Raw genomic sequence first — 15,284 nt, 5'->3', positions numbered from 1 at the left:
CCCCGCTCATGGGTTTGCGTTTCATCGCAGCCCTTTCCAGATGCCCTGGTGGGCGACCAGCGGAGCCGCCTCGGGGTGCGGGCCGTCGATTCCAGCGCCTGCTGGCACCGCGCCATCGACCACTGCGGCGATCACCACGACGTGGTCACCGGCCTCGATCCGAGTGTGTACGCGGGCCACCAGGTGAGCCAGCACGTTGGGCAGCAGCGGCACCTGGTACGGCCCGTGCCGCCAGCCCGGCACCGCGGCGAAACGGTCGATGCCGCTGGTCGCGAAGACCCTGGCGAGGTCGCCCTGGTGCTCGGCAAGCAGGTGCACCGCCACGTACTCGCTACGGCTCAGGGTCGGCCAGCTCGACGCCGTACGAGAGATGTTGAAGCTGAGCAACGGCGGATCGGCGGACACCGACACCAACGAAGTGGCGGTGAACCCGACAGGTTTGTCCGCGCCGGCGGTGATAACCGCGACCCCGACCGCGTGCTGGCGAAAGACCTCCCGGAAAAGCGGCTCGACACCTGCCGAGCATGAATCAGTCACCAGCGCCGAAACGGTGCTCATCCCACACCCACCTTTTCCAGTGCCGAAGCCAGAACTTTCGCGTGATCGTCGACCCACTGGGAGGCCACCGCCTCGGCCCGCGAGAGATCTGACTCGGGCACGCCCAAAGCCGGCGCCGGCACTGTCGCGCCCACCTCCAGCAGCACCGCACTCAGAGTGTCCGATGTGGACCGTACGTGTGCTGGCGAGCCGGCGACGGCGACCGGTACCACGACGGTGTCGGCGAGATGCCCCGGCGGCAGCAGATCCAGAAAGGCCTTCAACAACCCGGTGTAAGTGCCCTTGAAAGACGGAGTCGCGACCACGATCAGGTGGGCATTTTGGACCAACGCAAAGGGATCATCGCCGGTGGTCGGCGGCGGCGGCCGGTCGTCGGGTTGGCCGGCGATCCGGATCTGTACGACGTCCGCAAGCTCCACCGTCCGCCAGCGGGGCTGCCACCAATCAGCCTCCCATCGGGCGCCGAGGGCCGCTGCCACAGCGGCGGCCAGTCCGCTCGTACGAGACCCCGCCCGTGGGTGCCCGACCAGGATCACCGCATTGATTTGCGCCGCTGTCATACCGAAACCACCGCGCTCGACGGGCTTTGCTCGCGTTCTTCGACGGGGGCCAAGCCGAGATGCTCCCGCAGCGTCGAGCCGGCATACTCGGTACGGAAAACTCCACGTTCCTGCAGCTCTGGCACCACTTTGTCGACGAAGTCATCGAGCCCGCCGGGAGTCAGGTGGGGCACCAGGATGAAGCCGTCGGAGGCGTCGTTCTGGACGAAACTGTTGATCTCCTCGGCGACTTGGCGAGGCGTACCAATGAAAGACTGCCGGCCGGTGATCTCGATGACCACCTCGCGAAGGCTGAGGTTCCGCTCGGCGGCGAGCGCCCGCCATTTCTGCACGGACGCGAGCCGATCCCGGTGGGTACGAGCCCGGCCCTGCGAAATCGAGACGGCGTCCGGCTCCGGATCCACGTCTGGCAGCGGACCTTCCGGGTCGTAGCTGGAAAGATCCCGGTTCCAGAGTTGTTCGGCGAACGCGATCGCGGTCTGTGGACCGACCTGCTGGCGTCGTACGTCAGCGGCGAGTTCGTGTGCCTGCGCCTGCGTGTCACCGAGGATGTACGTGACGCCCGGCAGGATTTTCAGCTGGTCGCGATGGCGGCCGTATTTCGCCAGCCGCGACTTCATGTCCTGGTAGAAAGCCTGCCCCTCGGCCAAAGTGCCGTGCCGGGAGAAGATCGCGTCCGCGGTCGCCGCGCCGAATTCCCGGCCACTGTCCGAGTCACCGGCCTGGATGATGACCGGATGGCCCTGCGGCATCCGTGGTACCGAGAACTCACCGGCGATGTCAAACTGCTTGCCCTGGTGAGAAAACGGCCGCAGGCCACCAGCTCGGACGAACTGGCCGTCGGCCACGATCGCGTCCGCGGCCCAGGAATCCCACAACTCGCGGGCGGCCTGCACCATTTCGGCGGCTCGCTCGTACCGCTGCGAGTGGTCCAGAAAGCCGCCGCGGCGAAAGTTCTCGCCGGTGAAGGCATCCGAGGACGTGACGACGTTCCAGCCGGCCCGGCCGGCTGAGAGGTGGTCGAGAGTGGCGAACTGGCGGGCCAGCTCGTACGGCTCGTTGAAGGGTCGCGTTGATCGTGCCGGCCAGCCCGAGTTTCTCGGTCACCGCCGCCAAAGCGGCGAGCACGGTGAAGGTGTCCGGCCGGCCCACCACATCGAGGTCGAAGATCTTCCCGCGCTGTTCCCGAAGTCGCAGCCCTTCGGCCAGGAAGAAGAAGTCGAACTTGCCGCGCTCGGCGGTTTGCGCGAGGTGCACGAAACTGCGGAAGTCGACGTTGCTGCCCGAGCGCGGGTCGGTCCAGACCGTGGTGTTGTTGACACCGGGGAAATGGGCGGCGAGGTGGATCTGTTTCGGCATGGTCAGGTCCTTCCGGATCAGGCCGCGTAACGGCTGGCCGGCCGCGGCAGGCCAAAAAAACGGTCCCGCAGCGAGCCCGACGCGTACGCGGCCGGCAGAAGTCCACGGTCGGTCAGGATCGGTACGGCGTGGTCGACGATCGCTTCGAGTCCTTGCGGCAACACCGCGGCCGACAGCGTGAAACCGTCAACCACGTCGTGCCATTGCTCGATCAGATCAACCAAACCAGCGCCGGATCCGACGAAAGTCAAACAACTGGTGGAGGAACTGGCCCTTAGGTCCAGTCTTTCCTGCAGTGCGACCGCTTCCGGCTCCGACCCGGCGACCGTGGTGGCGACGTCGACGAGAAAAGGCCACCTGGTCCGGATCGCGGCCAGCGGCGGCCACCGCGGCCCGTACCCGCTGGCGAATGTCGGTTGCCTCGGCCAGTTGCCGGGCCGAGCTGTGCACGATATCGGCCCACTGCGCGGCAATCGGCAGCGCCGCGGGATCGTCCACCCGTACGGACACCAGTGGCTGGCCCTGCGGTGAGCGCGGGGTGATCGACGGGCCGCGGACGGAAAAGAACTCGCCGGCGAAATCGACGTAATGCAGCTTGTCCCGGTCGATGAAACGTCCGGTCGGCGCGTCCCGGATCTCGGCGCCGTCCTCCCAGCTGTCCCACAACCGGCGCACCACGTCGATCGCGTCGCCGGCCTCAGCCCACAGTCGACGGACGATTCGGCTGGGCGACGGCCGAAATGTGCGGCCTCGGCGGCCGTACGTGAGACATCGGCGTGCCAGCCGGCCCGGCCATTGCTCACATAGTCGAGCGTGGCCACCGATTTCGACACGTGGAACGGCTCGGTATGAGTGGTGGTCACGGTCGGCAGCAACCCGATGTGGTCCGTTGCCGGCCCGATGCGGGCGGCCACCAACAATGCGTCGAGCTGACCGCCAACCCCTTCGACAGGCGCGAAAGAGTCAGCGATGGTCAGGAAGTCGAAGCGGCCGCGCTCGGCCAGCTGGGCCAGCGACACGTAGTGCTGACCAGTGAACAGCGAGCGCGGATCGGCCGAGGTCTCGGCCCAGCCGGCCCGATGGTGGCCGGCCGCGGTCAGCGCGAACCCGAAATATGGCATGGGGAGGGATTTCCCTTTCGTACCAACACCAAGGGACCCGAGGGCCGCGAAAACAGCCGGTTGGGTGGGACGGACGGACGGCGGTTAGCCCGGGACAGACGGAGCTGTGCACGCGGCACAGGTCGACGTGCCGACGCTGGGTGAGCGCGAGCCGGCGCATCCATCGCCTCCAGTCCGTGGTGGGGCCGCGGGCATTGGGAGTGACAGCGTCCGGCGCCCCGGTTTCTATTCCCGCCCGGACTGTCGGCGGTGGTCGATACGCTTGGCGACCGTGGGACAGCGGTGGGATGGGGAGCAGGTGCTGGCACTGGCGCCGGACGAGGCGTCGGTGCGGGCCGCCAGAGGGCTGTCCACGGACAGCCCGTGGAGCGCGGCCGGCGCGGCCGACACTCAGACGTTCACGGCCATGTGGGGGCTCTGCGCGGGCAGCGGCAAACGGCCGTACCAAGTGATCGTGGACCTGACCGGGCCCGCCTACAAATGCACCTGCCCGAGCCGCAAGTTCCCCTGCAAGCATGCCCTCGCACTGCTGCTGCGATGGTCGAGCGGGCAGGTCGCAGACACCGAGATTCCGCCTTGGGCGGGTGAGTGCTGGAGGATCGCGCGGCCAAGTCACTGACCGTACGAGCTGAGCGGACCCCTGACCCGGTAGCCGCGGCCAAGCGCGCGGAGCAACGGGAGGCGCGAGTCAGCGCCGGGCTGGACGAGCTGGACCAGTGGCTCAGCGACCAGGTGCGGACCGGCCTGGCCGGGCTCAGCCGTGGCGGATATGCGCAGCTGGACGCGATGGCGGCCCGGATGGTCGACGCGCAGGCACCGGCCGTCGCCGGGACGCTGCGGCGGCTCAGCACGGTCGGGGGACCGGGTGGACGGACACGGTGCTCGCCGAATACGGGATGCTCCGGCTGCTGGTACGAGCGCATCGCCGCATCAGCGAGTTGCCGGCGCCGCTGGCCGCGACCGTAAAGGCGCAGGTCGGCTATCCGGTGAGCCGGGAGGACGTGCTGGCCACCGCGCCGGTCACCGACACCTGGCAGGTGCTGGGCTGGCGGGACACCGAGGACCCGCGGCTGCGGACCCGGCGGGCGTGGTTGCTCGGCAAACAGACCGGGCGGCCGGCGCTCGTCCTGTCGTACGCGGCCTCGGTGCAGCAGTCGCTGGACGCCTCGCTGATCCCAGGCGAAGAGGTGCGAGCGGACGCCCATTTCTATCCGGGCGCGGAAGGTTTGCGTGTCCTGATCGGGGAAAGGCACGGCGAACCGCAGCGGATCTCAGAGATAGCCGCAATGCCTCCGGGACCGGCGCCTCCAGGGACGATGGCCCAGGCGGCCAGCCAGTGGGCGGCCGGGCTGGCGGCCAATCCGTGGCTGGAGGCCTGGCCGGTCCTGCTCGCCGGGGTGACGCCCGTACGGCATGACGACGACTGGACGCTGGTCGGCGACGGCACTGTGCGGCTGCTGGGCGCCGATCCGTGGCCACTGGTGGCGGTCTCCGGCGGCCACCCGGTCGACGTGCTGGCCGAATGGACGGCCACCGGCGTAAGAGCGGTGTCCGTGCTGACCGAAACCGCGGTGATCCGGCTATGACCAGTTGGGACGACCTGGTCGCGGCGGCGACGGTGGGGACGGCTCGCCGCCAGGTCGACCTCGCGACGCTGCCGGCTGGCATCGCCCGGCCGGTCCGCCAACTGGTCGACGCACACCAACCTGCCGACCCGGCCGGGACGCTGCTCGACGCGGCTGCCTTCCTCACCGCGTACCGGCGGGCCGGCCAACCACTGGCCGCGCCCTCCACAAACCGGCCGCAGCCCTCCCCGCACGACCTGCGACCGACCGCGTCTTCGCTGGTCACAGCCGCTTTGGTTGGCGTTCTCGGGGGCGGCGACAGCGTCCTGCTCCAGGAGTTGGCGACCGCGATCACGGCGGCCGGCCAGCGGGTGCCGGAGGCCCAGATCCCGAGTCTGCTGGACCGCGCCGCCGGGCACGGCGACCTCGCGAAAGCCTTGCTGGGCGCGGTCGGCGAGCGGGGTCGCTGGCTGGCCGGACAGCGACCGCAGTGGCGGAAGCTGCGTGCGTACGGCGACACCGCCGCGCCGCTGCCGGCGGACGGCGGCTGGCGGCTCGCCGATCCGCTCAGCCGGCGGGACGATTTCGCGGCCGCTCGGCGGTATGACCCGGACGCCGCTCGCGAGGCACTTATGGCCGATTGGGATGACGAGTCGCTGCCAGACCGGCGAGACCTGCTGGCCGCCTTCGCCGACCAGCTGACTCCGGCTGACGAGCCAGCCCTGAACCTGGCCGCCACCGATCGCCGGCGCGAAGTCCGGGAAATCGCCTGGGAGTTGCTGCGCCGACTGCCCGACTCGGGCCGCAGCCAGCGGATGGCTGAGCGGGCCCGGACCCTGGTGATCTTCGAGAAACGGCTGCTCGGCCGGCCGAAAATGCTGGTCCTGACACCCTCGTACGACGCAGGCATGCGCGCCGACGGGATCGCCGAAAAGCCCGGCCGCCAGGGCGAGGGGCTGTCCGCTTTCTGGTTGCGCCAGATCATCACGGCCACCCCGCTGAAGACCTGGACCGCTCTGACGTAACCGCAGGCCTAACCCCCGCCGAGCTGCTCGCGCTGACCGACAACCAACCCTTCGGCGGCGAGCTGCGGACCGGCTGGACCGAGGCCGCGCAGCTGGAGCAGAACCTGGAGTGGGCCACCGCGCTGGTCGCCGCCCTCGGGCCGTACCGAGCGCAGCCACTGCTGACGATCCTGCCTCCACAGGCCCGTACGCGAGTGGTCGCGCAGGCCTTGCGCGAGGACGGCCAACGCGCGTTGTCGCTGCTCAGTGGGTGCCCGCGACCTTGGCCGTCGGCGCTGTCGGAGGCCGTGCTGGAGGCACTGGCCGAGGACCCGAAGTCGTACGTGCCAACGGCCACTATCGAGCTGGTTGGCTACCGCGCGGCCGCGGACGACAGCAGTCCGCGGATCGCTGAGCTGCTGCGACAGCTCGCTGACCGGTTCGCCGACAGCCGCGCCGAGCCGGCTCTGCGCCGGGCCGCACACTTGATCGACCTCCGCCGCCAGATGCTGGGGGGACTGCGATGACAGCCAGACCGAACCAGATGCCGGAGGGTTCACGTTGACCGAGTTGCTGCGGCCGCACGCCGAGCAGGAGTACGCGGACGAGCTGGCGGCGCTGGCGAAAGTCGACGACCGGCCGCGGCCGCCGCGCGCTGGCGGCTGTCGCCATGGGCGGTCGTCACGTACCTGCTCGGCGACACGCTGGCCGACGGCACGGTCATCTCGCCGAAATATGTCGGACCTCGCCGCCTCGTCGAGGTAGCGGTCGCGACCCTGGTCACCGACCGCGCGTTGTTGCTGCTCGGGGGTCCCGGGCACCGCCAAGACCTGGGTGTCCGAGCACCTGGCCGCGGCGATTTGCGGCGACTCGACGCTGCTCGTACAGGGCACGTCCGGGACGCCTGAGGAAGCCATTCGGTACGGCTGGAACTACGCCCGGCTGCTGGCCGAAGGGCCCACCGCAGCCGCCCTGGTCTCCTCGCCAATCATGACCGCGATGACCGACGGCCGGATCGCCCGGATCGAGGAGCTGACCCGGATCCCGAGCGACGTGCAGGACGCGTTGATCACCGTGCTGTCCGAGAAGACCCTGCCGGTGCCCGAGCTCGGCACCGAAGTTCAGGCGGTGCCCGGCTTCAACGTGATCGCCACCGCCAACGACCGCGACCGCGGCGTGAACGAACTGTCCAGCGCGTTGCGGCGGCGGTTCAACACGGTCGTCCTGCCGCTGCCGGCCTCCGCCGAGGAGGAAGTGGAGATCGTCGCCCGGCGAGTCGAGCAGCTCGGCCGGTCGCTGCAACTGCCTGAGGTGCCGGCCGCGGTCGCCGAGATCCGCCGGGTGGTCACGGTGTTCCGCGAGCTGCGCACCGGCGGCACCGAAGATGGGCGTACGAAGCTCAAGTCACCCTCGGGCACCCTCTCGACGGCCGAGGCGATCTCCGTTCTGACCAGCGGTTTGGCGCTGTCCGCACATTTCGGTGACGGGGTGCTGCGGCGTCCGTCCGACATCGCCGCCGGCATCCTCGGCGCGGTGATCCGCGACCCGGTCTCGGACCGGGTGGTGTGGGTGGAATACCTGGAGGCGGTCGTCCGCGAGCGGGACGGGTGGGCCGACTTCTACCGGGCCTGCCGTGAGGTCACCGGGTGAGCGTGACCATCCTGCCGATCCGGCACCACGGACCGGGCTCGGCCCGGGCGGTGCTGGCCGAGCTGGAGCGGCTGCGGCCGCAAGTGGTGCTGATCGAGGGCCCGCCGGACGCCGACGGGCTGCTGGAGCTGGCGGCGGACCCGGAGATGGAACCGCCGGTGGCCCTGCTGGCGTACCTGCCGGACCAGCCGCGCCGGGCGTCCTTCTGGCCGTTCACCGCGTTTTTTCGCCGGAATGGCAGGCAATCCGGTGGGCGCTGGACGCGGGCGTGCCGGTACGGTTCTGCGACCTGCCGGCCGGCGCCGGGCTCGCCCGCGAACCGTCCGATGACAGCCCCGATAGCGACCCCGACAGCGGCAACCTGCAGCAGGACCCGCTCGGGATGCTCGCCGCCGCGGCCGGCTACGACGACCCGGAGCGCTGGTGGGACGCGGTCATCGAAACCCGCGATCCCGCGGCGGACAGCCCTTTTCCAGCGGTCATCGAGGCGATGGCGGCGCTGCGCGAGGCCATGCCGCCGACCGATCCGTGGGAGCACCGGCGGGAAGCTCAGATGCGTACGGTCCTGCGCAAAGCCATCAAGGACGGCGCGGACCCGATCGCGGTGGTGTGTGGTGCGTGGCACGCGCCGGCGCTGCTCCCGCCGTACCCGACCGCGACCGCCGATCGTCAGCTGCTGACCGGGCTGGCCAAGCGCAAGGCCACCCTGACCTGGGTGCCGTGGACGCACACCCGGATCGCAGCGGCCTCCGGCTACGGCGCCGGCATCACCTCCCCGGGCTGGTATCACCATCTCTTCACCTCCGCCGACCGGCCGGTGGTGCGATGGCTGACCGCGGTTGCCGCCACTTTTGCGTGACCAGGACCTGCCGGTGTCGTCCGCGCATGTCATCGAGGCGACCCGGCTGGCCGAAACACTCGCGGCGCTGCGCGGCCGATCCCTGGCCGGGCTCGCCGAAGTGACCGAAGCGACCCGCTCGGTGCTCTGCGACGGCAGTGACATGCTGGTCGATCTGGTCACCACAAACCTTGTGGTGGGCGAAAAACTCGGCTCGGTGCCGGCATCGGCGCCGACCGTGCCACTGGAGGCGGACCTGCGGGCGCAGGCCCGCCGGCTCCGGCTGGCGATCGCGGCCACCGAGAAGACAATCACTCTTGACCTGCGTAAACCCAACGACCGCGAACGGTCTCGGCTGCTGCACCGGCTGCTCGCCATCGGCGTGGACTGGGCCGTGATGGCGGACTCGCAGGTCCGGCACACCGGTACGTTCGCCGAGACCTGGACACTGGCCTGGCGGCCCGAACTCGCGGTCGCGGTGATCGACGCGGCCCGCTGGGGCACCACCGTCGCGGCCGCGGCAGCCGCACTTTTGGTCGATGCGGCCGACAAAGCCGAAACCCTGACCGACGTAACCGACGTGGTCGAGCGCGCACTCCTTTCCGACCTGCCCGAGGCATTGGACGTCGTACTGTCCGCATTGGACGCCAAAGCCGCGGTCGACCTGGACATCGCGCATTTGATGGCCGCACTGCCGGCTTTGGCTCGGTCACTGAGATATGGGGACGTACGAGGCACCGACACCGGTGCGCTCGGTGCGGTCGCGGACGCCATCGGGATCCGGCTCTGCGCCGGGCTGCCCGCTGGCATCGGGTCGTTGGACGACGCCGGTGCGCAACAGATGAGTAAGCGCATCGATGAAGTTCATGATGCGATCGCGCTGCGAGACCAGACCGACGGCCGGGAACGCTGGCTGGATACGCTGGCCGGCCTGATCGACCGGCGGGATGTGCATGGACTGCTGATCGGTCGAATGGTTCGGCTGCTGCTGGACAGCGGCGCCGGGTTGCCGGTTGGTGACGCGGCCCGGCGGCTCGACGCGGCCCTCTCGATCGGCACCACCGCGACCGGAAAAGCCGCCTGGATCCAGGGATTCCTGGCCGGCGGCGGGCTGCTGCTCCTGAACGACCCGGAACTGCTCGGCATTCTGGACGACTGGGTGTCCACATTGGACGCCGATGACTTCGTCGCGGTGCTTCCGTTGCTGCGCCGCACTTTCGGAACGTTGCCCAGTGGCGAGCGGAGCAATCTGGCCGACAAGCTACGCAAGCGTACGAGTGTGCGGGCGGAAAGCGAGACCGACGACATCGACGCCGAGCGGGCCGCCGGTGCGATCGCTACCGTCGCGTTTTTTTGATGGGAGTGGCCGAATGAGCGACCCCGATATGAGTGATAACAGACAGCGGCGCTGGCGACTGCTGCTCGGCGACCCGGCCAGCACCGCGCTCGGCGGAGTTTCCGGTGCGGACGCGGCCATGGACGGCGCTTTGAACGCGCTTTATGAGCACCCGAACGTGGAAGTGGTGACCGGTCGGCCGGGCTCGGGGATTCCGCGCCGCGGGTGGCTCGCTGGCTGGCGGACATCCGAACGTACTTCCCATCCAGTGTCGTGCAGGTGATGCAGGCCGACGCGATCGACCGGCTGAACCTCGCGCGATTGTTGCTGGAGCCGGAAATGCTGGCGTCCGTCCAGCCAGACGTGCACCTGGTGGGCACTTTGTTGTCGCTGCACCAGGCGATGCCGGAAACCGCGAAAGCGACCGCTCGTCAAGTGGTCGGAGCAGTCGTCACCGAGGTCGAGCGGCGGATCGCCCAGGCCACCCGGTCGGCGGTCGCCGGCGCGCTCACCCGGGCCAGCCGCAGCCGTCGGCCGCGGTTGCCGGACGTGGACTGGAACCGGACCATTCACGCGAATCTCAAGCATTACCAGCCAGACCAGAAAACCGTCATCCCGGAGCGACTGGTCGGATACGGCAGGCGGCAGAATGCCGTTCAGCGGGACGTGATCGTGGCGATCGACGAATCCGGTTCGATGGCCGAATCGGTGGTCTACGCGGGAGTCTTCGGTGCTGTGCTGGCAAGCATCGCCGCATTGCGCACCTCGGTGATCGCCTTCGACACCAATATCGTCGATCTGACCGGTCGCCTGCACGATCCAGTAGAGGTTCTTTTCGGCACCCAACTCGGCGGCGGCACCGACATCAACCGGGCGATCGCGTACGCGCAATCCCTGATCTCCCGGCCGACCGACACGCTTTTCGTTCTTATCTCTGATCTTTACGAAGGTGGCGTGCGGTCCGAGATGCTCCGGCGGATGCGCGCGATGACCGCTGCTGGCGTACAAGTGGTGGCGCTGTTGGCGCTTTCCGACTCCGGCGCGCCGTCCTACGACCGGGAGAACGCGGCCGCTCTCGCCGCGCTCGGGGTGCCGGCCTTCGCCTGCACTCCAGACGCATTCCCGGACTTGCTCGCCGAGGCGCTGGCTCGCGGCGATCTCACCGGCGGGCGGACCGTTACCAGCTGCGCAATCAATAAACCACCGCGAGCCCGACAACTCCCCTTCTAGCAGAAGGAAAACGTCGAGCTCGCGGACGGTTTTGGCTCAGTTGTTGGGATAGTCCGGCGCGGTGCCGCCAGAGTAGTCGTAGTCGACCTTGCCGTCCTCGTTGTTGTCCGCATAGGTGTGGTCGACCGTGCCGTCTTCGTTGGTGTCGGTGTAGACGTGGTCGACCACGCCGTCACCATCACTGTCGTGCTCGATCGTGTCCACATAGCCGTCGCCGCTGCGGTCCTCATAAGCGGTGTCGAGCGTGCCGTTATGGTCAGTGTCCACCACGTCTTGCGACGTACCGTTGGAGAAGTCCTCGTGCACACCGTCAACATGCCCGTCGCCATCGTGGTCGATGTTGTAACTGTCGGTCTCGTACGTCATTTCACGGTGCCTTTCTGGGCTGAACCGCGGACCGAACCGCGGGTTGAACGTTTCGCCTGGGGAATCCAGTCCTGCTGTTGGCAATTACTTTAGGGCTCAATCGCCAGCGCACCATCCCATATCCGTGCCACCTCCGCAACGGATGGGAAAGGCCGGTCCCCGCACGGAGACCGGGCCCCTTCACAACCGGAATTCAGTTGCTGTTGTATTCCGGCGCGGTGCCACCGGAATAGTCGTAGTCGACCTTGCCGTCCTCGTTGTTGTCGGCATAGGTGTGGTCAATGCGACCGTCCTCGTTCGTGTCGGTGTACACGTGGTCGACCTGGCCGTCGCCGTCGGAGTCGTTGTAGACGGTGTCGACGTATCCGTCACCGCCAGTGTCCGCGTACACAGTGTCGACATTGCCGTCACTGTTGGTGTCAACGTAGTCGGCGGAAGTGTCGTCTGAGTAGCTCTGCGTGTAGCCGTCGACGTGGCCATCGCCGTCGTGGTCGAGGGACATGGGACTGATCCTTTCGTCAATTTCGCCGTGGTGCGAATTGACTATAACTTTACCTTCCGCCTTCCACCCCCCATCCATCCCCGATCCATGCCACCCCACAAAGCAGCGGGCCGGCCTCCACTGGGGGAGACCGGCCCGCTGGCCGTTCTTTGACCGCTCAATGTGACCGCTAAATCAGGTCGTGGTGTAGTCGACCTTGCCGTCATAGTTGGTGTCGTACGCGGCAGCGTCAATGTGGCCATCTTCGTTGCTGTCGACACCCACGGCGTCGACGCGACCGTCCTCGTTCGAGTCCACCTCGACGGTGTCGGCGACGCCATCGTGGTTGGTGTCCTCGTACGCGGTGTCGACGACACCATCGTGGTTGGTGTCGTAATACTCAGCGGCGTTCCCGTTGGAGTAGTCCTCGTGGACGCCGTAGTCTCCACCGCTCTCGACGCTGTAGCTGTCAACCTCAGACATGGTTCCTGCCCCTTCACGAATATGGTCTCGGTGCGGTACGACCATTACGCTACGACCCGCACTCACGCGCAGAATCCCATATTCGTGCCAACGACGCACCACCAGCAGGGGCCGGGTATCCGGCCAAGAAACTGTTGCCCATTACCGAAAGTTAATCGGACGTCACGTGACAATTGTCAGGTGATTAAAGTAGAGGTAAAGATCCATTAATCTTACTCTTGGGAGAGTGGCGATCCCTTGGGAGACACGAAAGTCACCACCTCGGGCGCGATCAGACCTGCCTGCGCGGCCGGATCCGCGGCGACCAGCTCGCCCAAGGCAGCCGCGGACCGCGCCAGAATCTGTTGCCAGCCGCGGACGTGCGAGCCACCCGCATAGCCGCCACCATCCGGCAGTGCGCACTCCTCGTGGGCCTGCGCGTCGGTAAGCGCCTCCCAGCCGCGATGCTCGACCGCGACCCGGGTGAGCGCCGGGCCGAGCACGCGGAACGACAGCTCCACCTTGGCCTGCCGGATCGGCGGCCGGCGCAGCGCCCGCACGGTTCTGTCGGTCGCGTCAACTGACGCTTGTCGGGCGCTCTTGATTCGGTGGCCCTTAATTCGGTGGCTCAGCCTTACGGGTGCGGTCTACCGTGGGCCGTCCTTACCAAGGAGGCAGTCATGGACCACGATTTCGACGCCCAGGCGTCCTTTTGAGCCCAGCAGCAAACGCCGCAGGGGGTTCCCTCTAGCGAGACCCACGTCAAGCGTGGTCACCGATTCGTCGGCGAAGACACCGAGCTGGTGGAAAAACTCGGCGGCAACGACCCCTGCCCATGTGGGTCCGGGCGGCGCTTTCAAACGCTGCTGCCGCACTGTTGGGCGGTACGACGACACGCTTGGTGACTACTACGTGCGCGATGATGGCGCTAGCTGAAATTCCCCACTTTTGCTAGATCATTTTCCCCAGTTGGGTGTCGTCCGGCGTGGCGTTCGCGCTGGTCAGGATGGTTCTACTGACAGTGCGTAGTGACTGTGTTCGCTATGTGACTTGTTGGGGGCCTCGATGCTCAGCGTGGAGGAAGAGGTGGATGCGCACGCGCTTCGCCGGCAGGGTTGGTCGATCTCTCGGCGATTGCTCGTCATCTGGGCCGGGACAGGAAGACGATCCGCGCGTATTTGAGTGGCGCTCGGGAGCCTGGTAAGCGGGTCCGGTCCGAGCCGGTGGTGATCGCGGAGTTCGTGCCGTATTGCCGGCAGCGGCTGGTTGATGATCCGCATTTGTGGGCGTCGACGTTGTTCGACGAGGTCGTCGCGTTGGGGTTCACTGGTTCGTATCCGTCGCTGACCGCGGCGATCCGCGACCTGGGGCTGCGTCCGCATTGCGAGGCGTGTGACCGGTCCAAGGGCCGTGACACCGCGGTGATCGCGCACCCGGCGGGCGCGGAGACGCAATGGGACTGGTTGGAACTTCCTGATCCACCATCGGCGTGGGGCCTGGGAAAGCACGCGCATCTACTGGTCGGCGCTCTCGCGCATTCCTCGCGGTGGCGCGGAGTTTTGGCTACCAGTGAGGATTTCCCGCATCTGGTCGAGGCGATGGACGCTGTCGTGGCGCGCCTGGGTGGGCTGACCAAGGTGTGGCGGTTCGACCGGATGTCCACCGTTTGCTATCCACCGACCGGTGCGGTACTGCCCAGTTTCGGTGAAGTGGCGAAACATTACGGAGTCACCGTCGTTATTTGCCCACCGAGGCGGGGAAACCGCAAAGGCGTTGTCGAAAAGGCGAATCATTCCGCCGCGCAACGATGGTGGCGAACATTACCGGACGAGACCACGCCGGCCCAGGCTCAGGCGTTGCTGGATCGACTCACCGCCCGGTTGGACACCCGCAAGCGGATGCTCGACGGGGCGCCGACCACGGTCGGCGCGCTGGCTGACGCTGAACCTTTGCGTCCCCCGCCGGGGGTGGTGTTCCCGGCCGAGCTGTCCGATGAGCGGACCGTGACCGCGCAAGGATTGGTGTCCTGGCGTGGAAACTCCTACTCGGATTGGCCTGTCCAGGGTGCTGCTCACGCACCGCACCGTGAAACACAAACCCGCCGACCACCATCGCCGCCCCGCTACCGGCGCGGTCGTGGCCGCGCACACGCGCGCCTGGACGGCGCGGGGGTGGTGATGGTCCGAGACGACGGCCACGTGGCCGGCCTTAGAGAAAGAAGGTCCTGGCCGGGTTCACGATAAGCCGCCCTGCAAACACAAAACCCGCCGACCACCGTCGGCCGCCGCGCTAGCCGAAGCTGATCGCCTACGCGGCCATTCGACCCCTGACCCGGCATCGAAGGTGGTGATCGATTTCTCCGTTTACGTCAATGCCGCTGACCGGCTCGCGACCCGCGCCGGCCAGAAGAAACAAGGAAATTCCTGACCAGAGAAAGGAAACTCGATCGTGAGCACACTCAACGCGCCGCAGAGTGAAAGGAAACCGAGCGTGAGCACACTGAGGATCGGCCTACGCGGCCATTCACCCCATGACCGGCATCGAAGGTGGTGATCGATTCTCCGTTACGTTCAATGCGCTGACCGGCTCGCGACCCGCGCCGGCCAGAAGAAACAAGGAAAATTCCTGACCAGAGAAAGGAAAACTCGATCGTGAGCAACTCAACGCGCCGCAGAGGAAGCGAAGCGCGCCGCTACAGCAGCTCAAAGCCAACTGTCCACTGAACTGGCCGACGCGCGATGCGTTACGCGGATC

Annotated in this window: 15 protein-coding genes and 5 pseudogenes; 10 read left to right on the top strand and 10 right to left on the bottom strand. The window is 67.5% G+C overall.

What is annotated here, in order from left to right; genetic code table 11:
- Window positions 1-21: 21 nt before the first annotated feature.
- From GNX96_RS13945 to GNX96_RS51640, 5 genes and pseudogenes are all read right to left on the bottom strand, one after another.
- Window positions 22-558 (bottom strand): flavin reductase family protein, encoded by a 537-nt coding sequence (locus GNX96_RS13945; protein ID WP_163568414.1) that lies wholly within the window; start codon window positions 556-558, stop codon window positions 22-24.
- Window positions 555-1,118 carry an NADPH-dependent FMN reductase gene (locus tag GNX96_RS13940; RefSeq protein ID WP_163568413.1) on the bottom strand — a complete coding sequence of 188 codons (564 nt, stop codon included), beginning with the start codon at window positions 1,116-1,118 and terminating at the stop codon, window positions 555-557. The genes GNX96_RS13945 and GNX96_RS13940 overlap by 4 nt, the downstream gene beginning before the upstream one ends.
- Window positions 1,115-2,477: pseudogene (locus GNX96_RS13935) on the bottom strand (NtaA/DmoA family FMN-dependent monooxygenase). Before GNX96_RS13935 ends, GNX96_RS13940 begins: the two are co-directional and overlap by 4 nt.
- 216 nt (window positions 2,478-2,693) lie before the next feature.
- Complete coding sequence (locus GNX96_RS51645) at window positions 2,694-3,152, bottom strand: LLM class flavin-dependent oxidoreductase (protein WP_279580371.1); 459 nt, start codon at window positions 3,150-3,152, stop codon at window positions 2,694-2,696.
- A 56-nt stretch (window positions 3,153-3,208) separates the two neighbouring features.
- Window positions 3,209-3,598 (bottom strand): annotated as a pseudogene (locus tag GNX96_RS51640) (LLM class flavin-dependent oxidoreductase); the annotation flags it as partial.
- A gap of 298 nt (window positions 3,599-3,896) precedes the next feature.
- Between GNX96_RS51640 and GNX96_RS51635 the strand changes: the two are divergent.
- The 8 genes and pseudogenes from GNX96_RS51635 to GNX96_RS13890 all read left to right on the top strand — a co-directional run bounded on the left by GNX96_RS51635 (window position 3,897) and on the right by GNX96_RS13890 (window position 11,221).
- Window positions 3,897-4,217: an SWIM zinc finger family protein gene (locus GNX96_RS51635; protein WP_279580296.1), complete on the top strand. Its 321-nt coding sequence runs from the start codon at window positions 3,897-3,899 to the stop codon at window positions 4,215-4,217.
- Entirely contained in the window at window positions 4,187-4,564 is a 378-nt protein-coding gene (locus tag GNX96_RS51630; protein ID WP_279580295.1) for a hypothetical protein, read from the top strand. Before GNX96_RS51635 ends, GNX96_RS51630 begins: the two co-directional genes overlap by 31 nt.
- Window positions 4,477-5,184 carry a hypothetical protein gene (locus tag GNX96_RS51625; RefSeq protein WP_279580294.1) on the top strand — a complete coding sequence of 236 codons (708 nt, stop codon included), beginning with the start codon at window positions 4,477-4,479 and terminating at the stop codon, window positions 5,182-5,184. Before GNX96_RS51630 ends, GNX96_RS51625 begins: the two co-directional genes overlap by 88 nt.
- Complete coding sequence (locus tag GNX96_RS13915) at window positions 5,181-6,188, top strand: DUF5691 domain-containing protein (RefSeq protein WP_163568411.1); 1,008 nt, start codon at window positions 5,181-5,183, stop codon at window positions 6,186-6,188. Before GNX96_RS51625 ends, GNX96_RS13915 begins: the two co-directional genes overlap by 4 nt.
- On the top strand, window positions 6,131-6,694 hold the full coding sequence (locus GNX96_RS67200; RefSeq protein WP_452124477.1) for a DUF5691 domain-containing protein: 564 nt from the start codon (window positions 6,131-6,133) through the stop codon (window positions 6,692-6,694). Before GNX96_RS13915 ends, GNX96_RS67200 begins: the two co-directional genes overlap by 58 nt.
- 34 nt (window positions 6,695-6,728) lie before the next feature.
- Window positions 6,729-7,817: pseudogene (locus GNX96_RS13900) on the top strand (ATP-binding protein).
- Window positions 7,814-10,012 (top strand): annotated as a pseudogene (locus GNX96_RS63455) (DUF5682 family protein). Before GNX96_RS13900 ends, GNX96_RS63455 begins: the two co-directional pseudogenes overlap by 4 nt.
- Before the next feature lie 13 nt (window positions 10,013-10,025).
- Window positions 10,026-11,221 (top strand): annotated as a pseudogene (locus tag GNX96_RS13890) (VWA domain-containing protein).
- A gap of 36 nt (window positions 11,222-11,257) precedes the next feature.
- On the opposite strand, the gene GNX96_RS13885 reads toward GNX96_RS13890, so the two are convergent.
- From GNX96_RS13885 to GNX96_RS13870, 4 genes are all read right to left on the bottom strand, one after another.
- Window positions 11,258-11,587, bottom strand: a complete 330-nt coding sequence (locus GNX96_RS13885) for a hypothetical protein (protein WP_163568408.1) — start codon at window positions 11,585-11,587, stop codon at window positions 11,258-11,260.
- A 193-nt stretch (window positions 11,588-11,780) separates the two neighbouring features.
- Window positions 11,781-12,089: a hypothetical protein gene (locus tag GNX96_RS13880; protein ID WP_163568407.1), complete on the bottom strand. Its 309-nt coding sequence runs from the start codon at window positions 12,087-12,089 to the stop codon at window positions 11,781-11,783.
- Between the two features lie 174 nt (window positions 12,090-12,263).
- Entirely contained in the window at window positions 12,264-12,551 is a 288-nt protein-coding gene (locus tag GNX96_RS13875; protein WP_279580292.1) for a hypothetical protein, read from the bottom strand.
- A gap of 212 nt (window positions 12,552-12,763) precedes the next feature.
- A complete protein-coding gene (locus GNX96_RS13870) occupies window positions 12,764-13,090 on the bottom strand; it encodes an SRPBCC family protein (RefSeq protein ID WP_163568406.1) in 327 nt (108 codons plus the stop codon).
- 243 nt (window positions 13,091-13,333) lie between these two features.
- Here GNX96_RS13870 and GNX96_RS63450 point away from each other — a divergent pair, with 243 nt between their 5' ends.
- Both GNX96_RS63450 and GNX96_RS13860 read left to right on the top strand, forming a co-directional pair.
- Entirely contained in the window at window positions 13,334-13,435 is a 102-nt protein-coding gene (locus GNX96_RS63450; RefSeq protein WP_390624007.1) for an SEC-C metal-binding domain-containing protein, read from the top strand.
- Between the two features lie 321 nt (window positions 13,436-13,756).
- Window positions 13,757-14,773: an IS21 family transposase gene (locus tag GNX96_RS13860; RefSeq protein WP_279580291.1), complete on the top strand. Its 1,017-nt coding sequence runs from the start codon at window positions 13,757-13,759 to the stop codon at window positions 14,771-14,773.
- Between the two features lie 280 nt (window positions 14,774-15,053).
- Here GNX96_RS13860 and GNX96_RS51620 read toward each other — a convergent pair.
- Window positions 15,054-15,284, bottom strand: a 231-nt coding sequence (locus tag GNX96_RS51620) for a hypothetical protein (RefSeq protein ID WP_279580290.1), incomplete at its 5' end; no start/stop codon positions are given.

This window comes from Fodinicola feengrottensis (assembly GCF_010993775.1).
GTDB classification, from domain to species: Bacteria; Actinomycetota; Actinomycetes; order Mycobacteriales; family HKI-0501; genus Fodinicola; species Fodinicola feengrottensis.
Note: the sequence above shows the minus strand (reverse complement) of the source record. Positions and strands in the feature narration are given on the sequence as shown.

Excerpts from the sequence above, each read along its gene's own strand:
- GNX96_RS13945 (WP_163568414.1), bottom strand. The coding sequence starts at position 558 with ATGAGCACCGTTTCGGCGCTGGTGACTGATTCATGCTCGGCAGGTGTC.
- GNX96_RS13940 (WP_163568413.1), bottom strand. The coding sequence starts at position 1,118 with ATGACAGCGGCGCAAATCAATGCGGTGATCCTGGTCGGGCACCCACGG.
- GNX96_RS13915 (WP_163568411.1), top strand. The coding sequence starts at position 5,181 with ATGACCAGTTGGGACGACCTGGTCGCGGCGGCGACGGTGGGGACGGCT.
- GNX96_RS13885 (WP_163568408.1), bottom strand. The coding sequence starts at position 11,587 with ATGACGTACGAGACCGACAGTTACAACATCGACCACGATGGCGACGGG.
- GNX96_RS13880 (WP_163568407.1), bottom strand. The coding sequence starts at position 12,089 with ATGTCCCTCGACCACGACGGCGATGGCCACGTCGACGGCTACACGCAG.
- GNX96_RS13875 (WP_279580292.1), bottom strand. The coding sequence starts at position 12,551 with ATGTCTGAGGTTGACAGCTACAGCGTCGAGAGCGGTGGAGACTACGGC.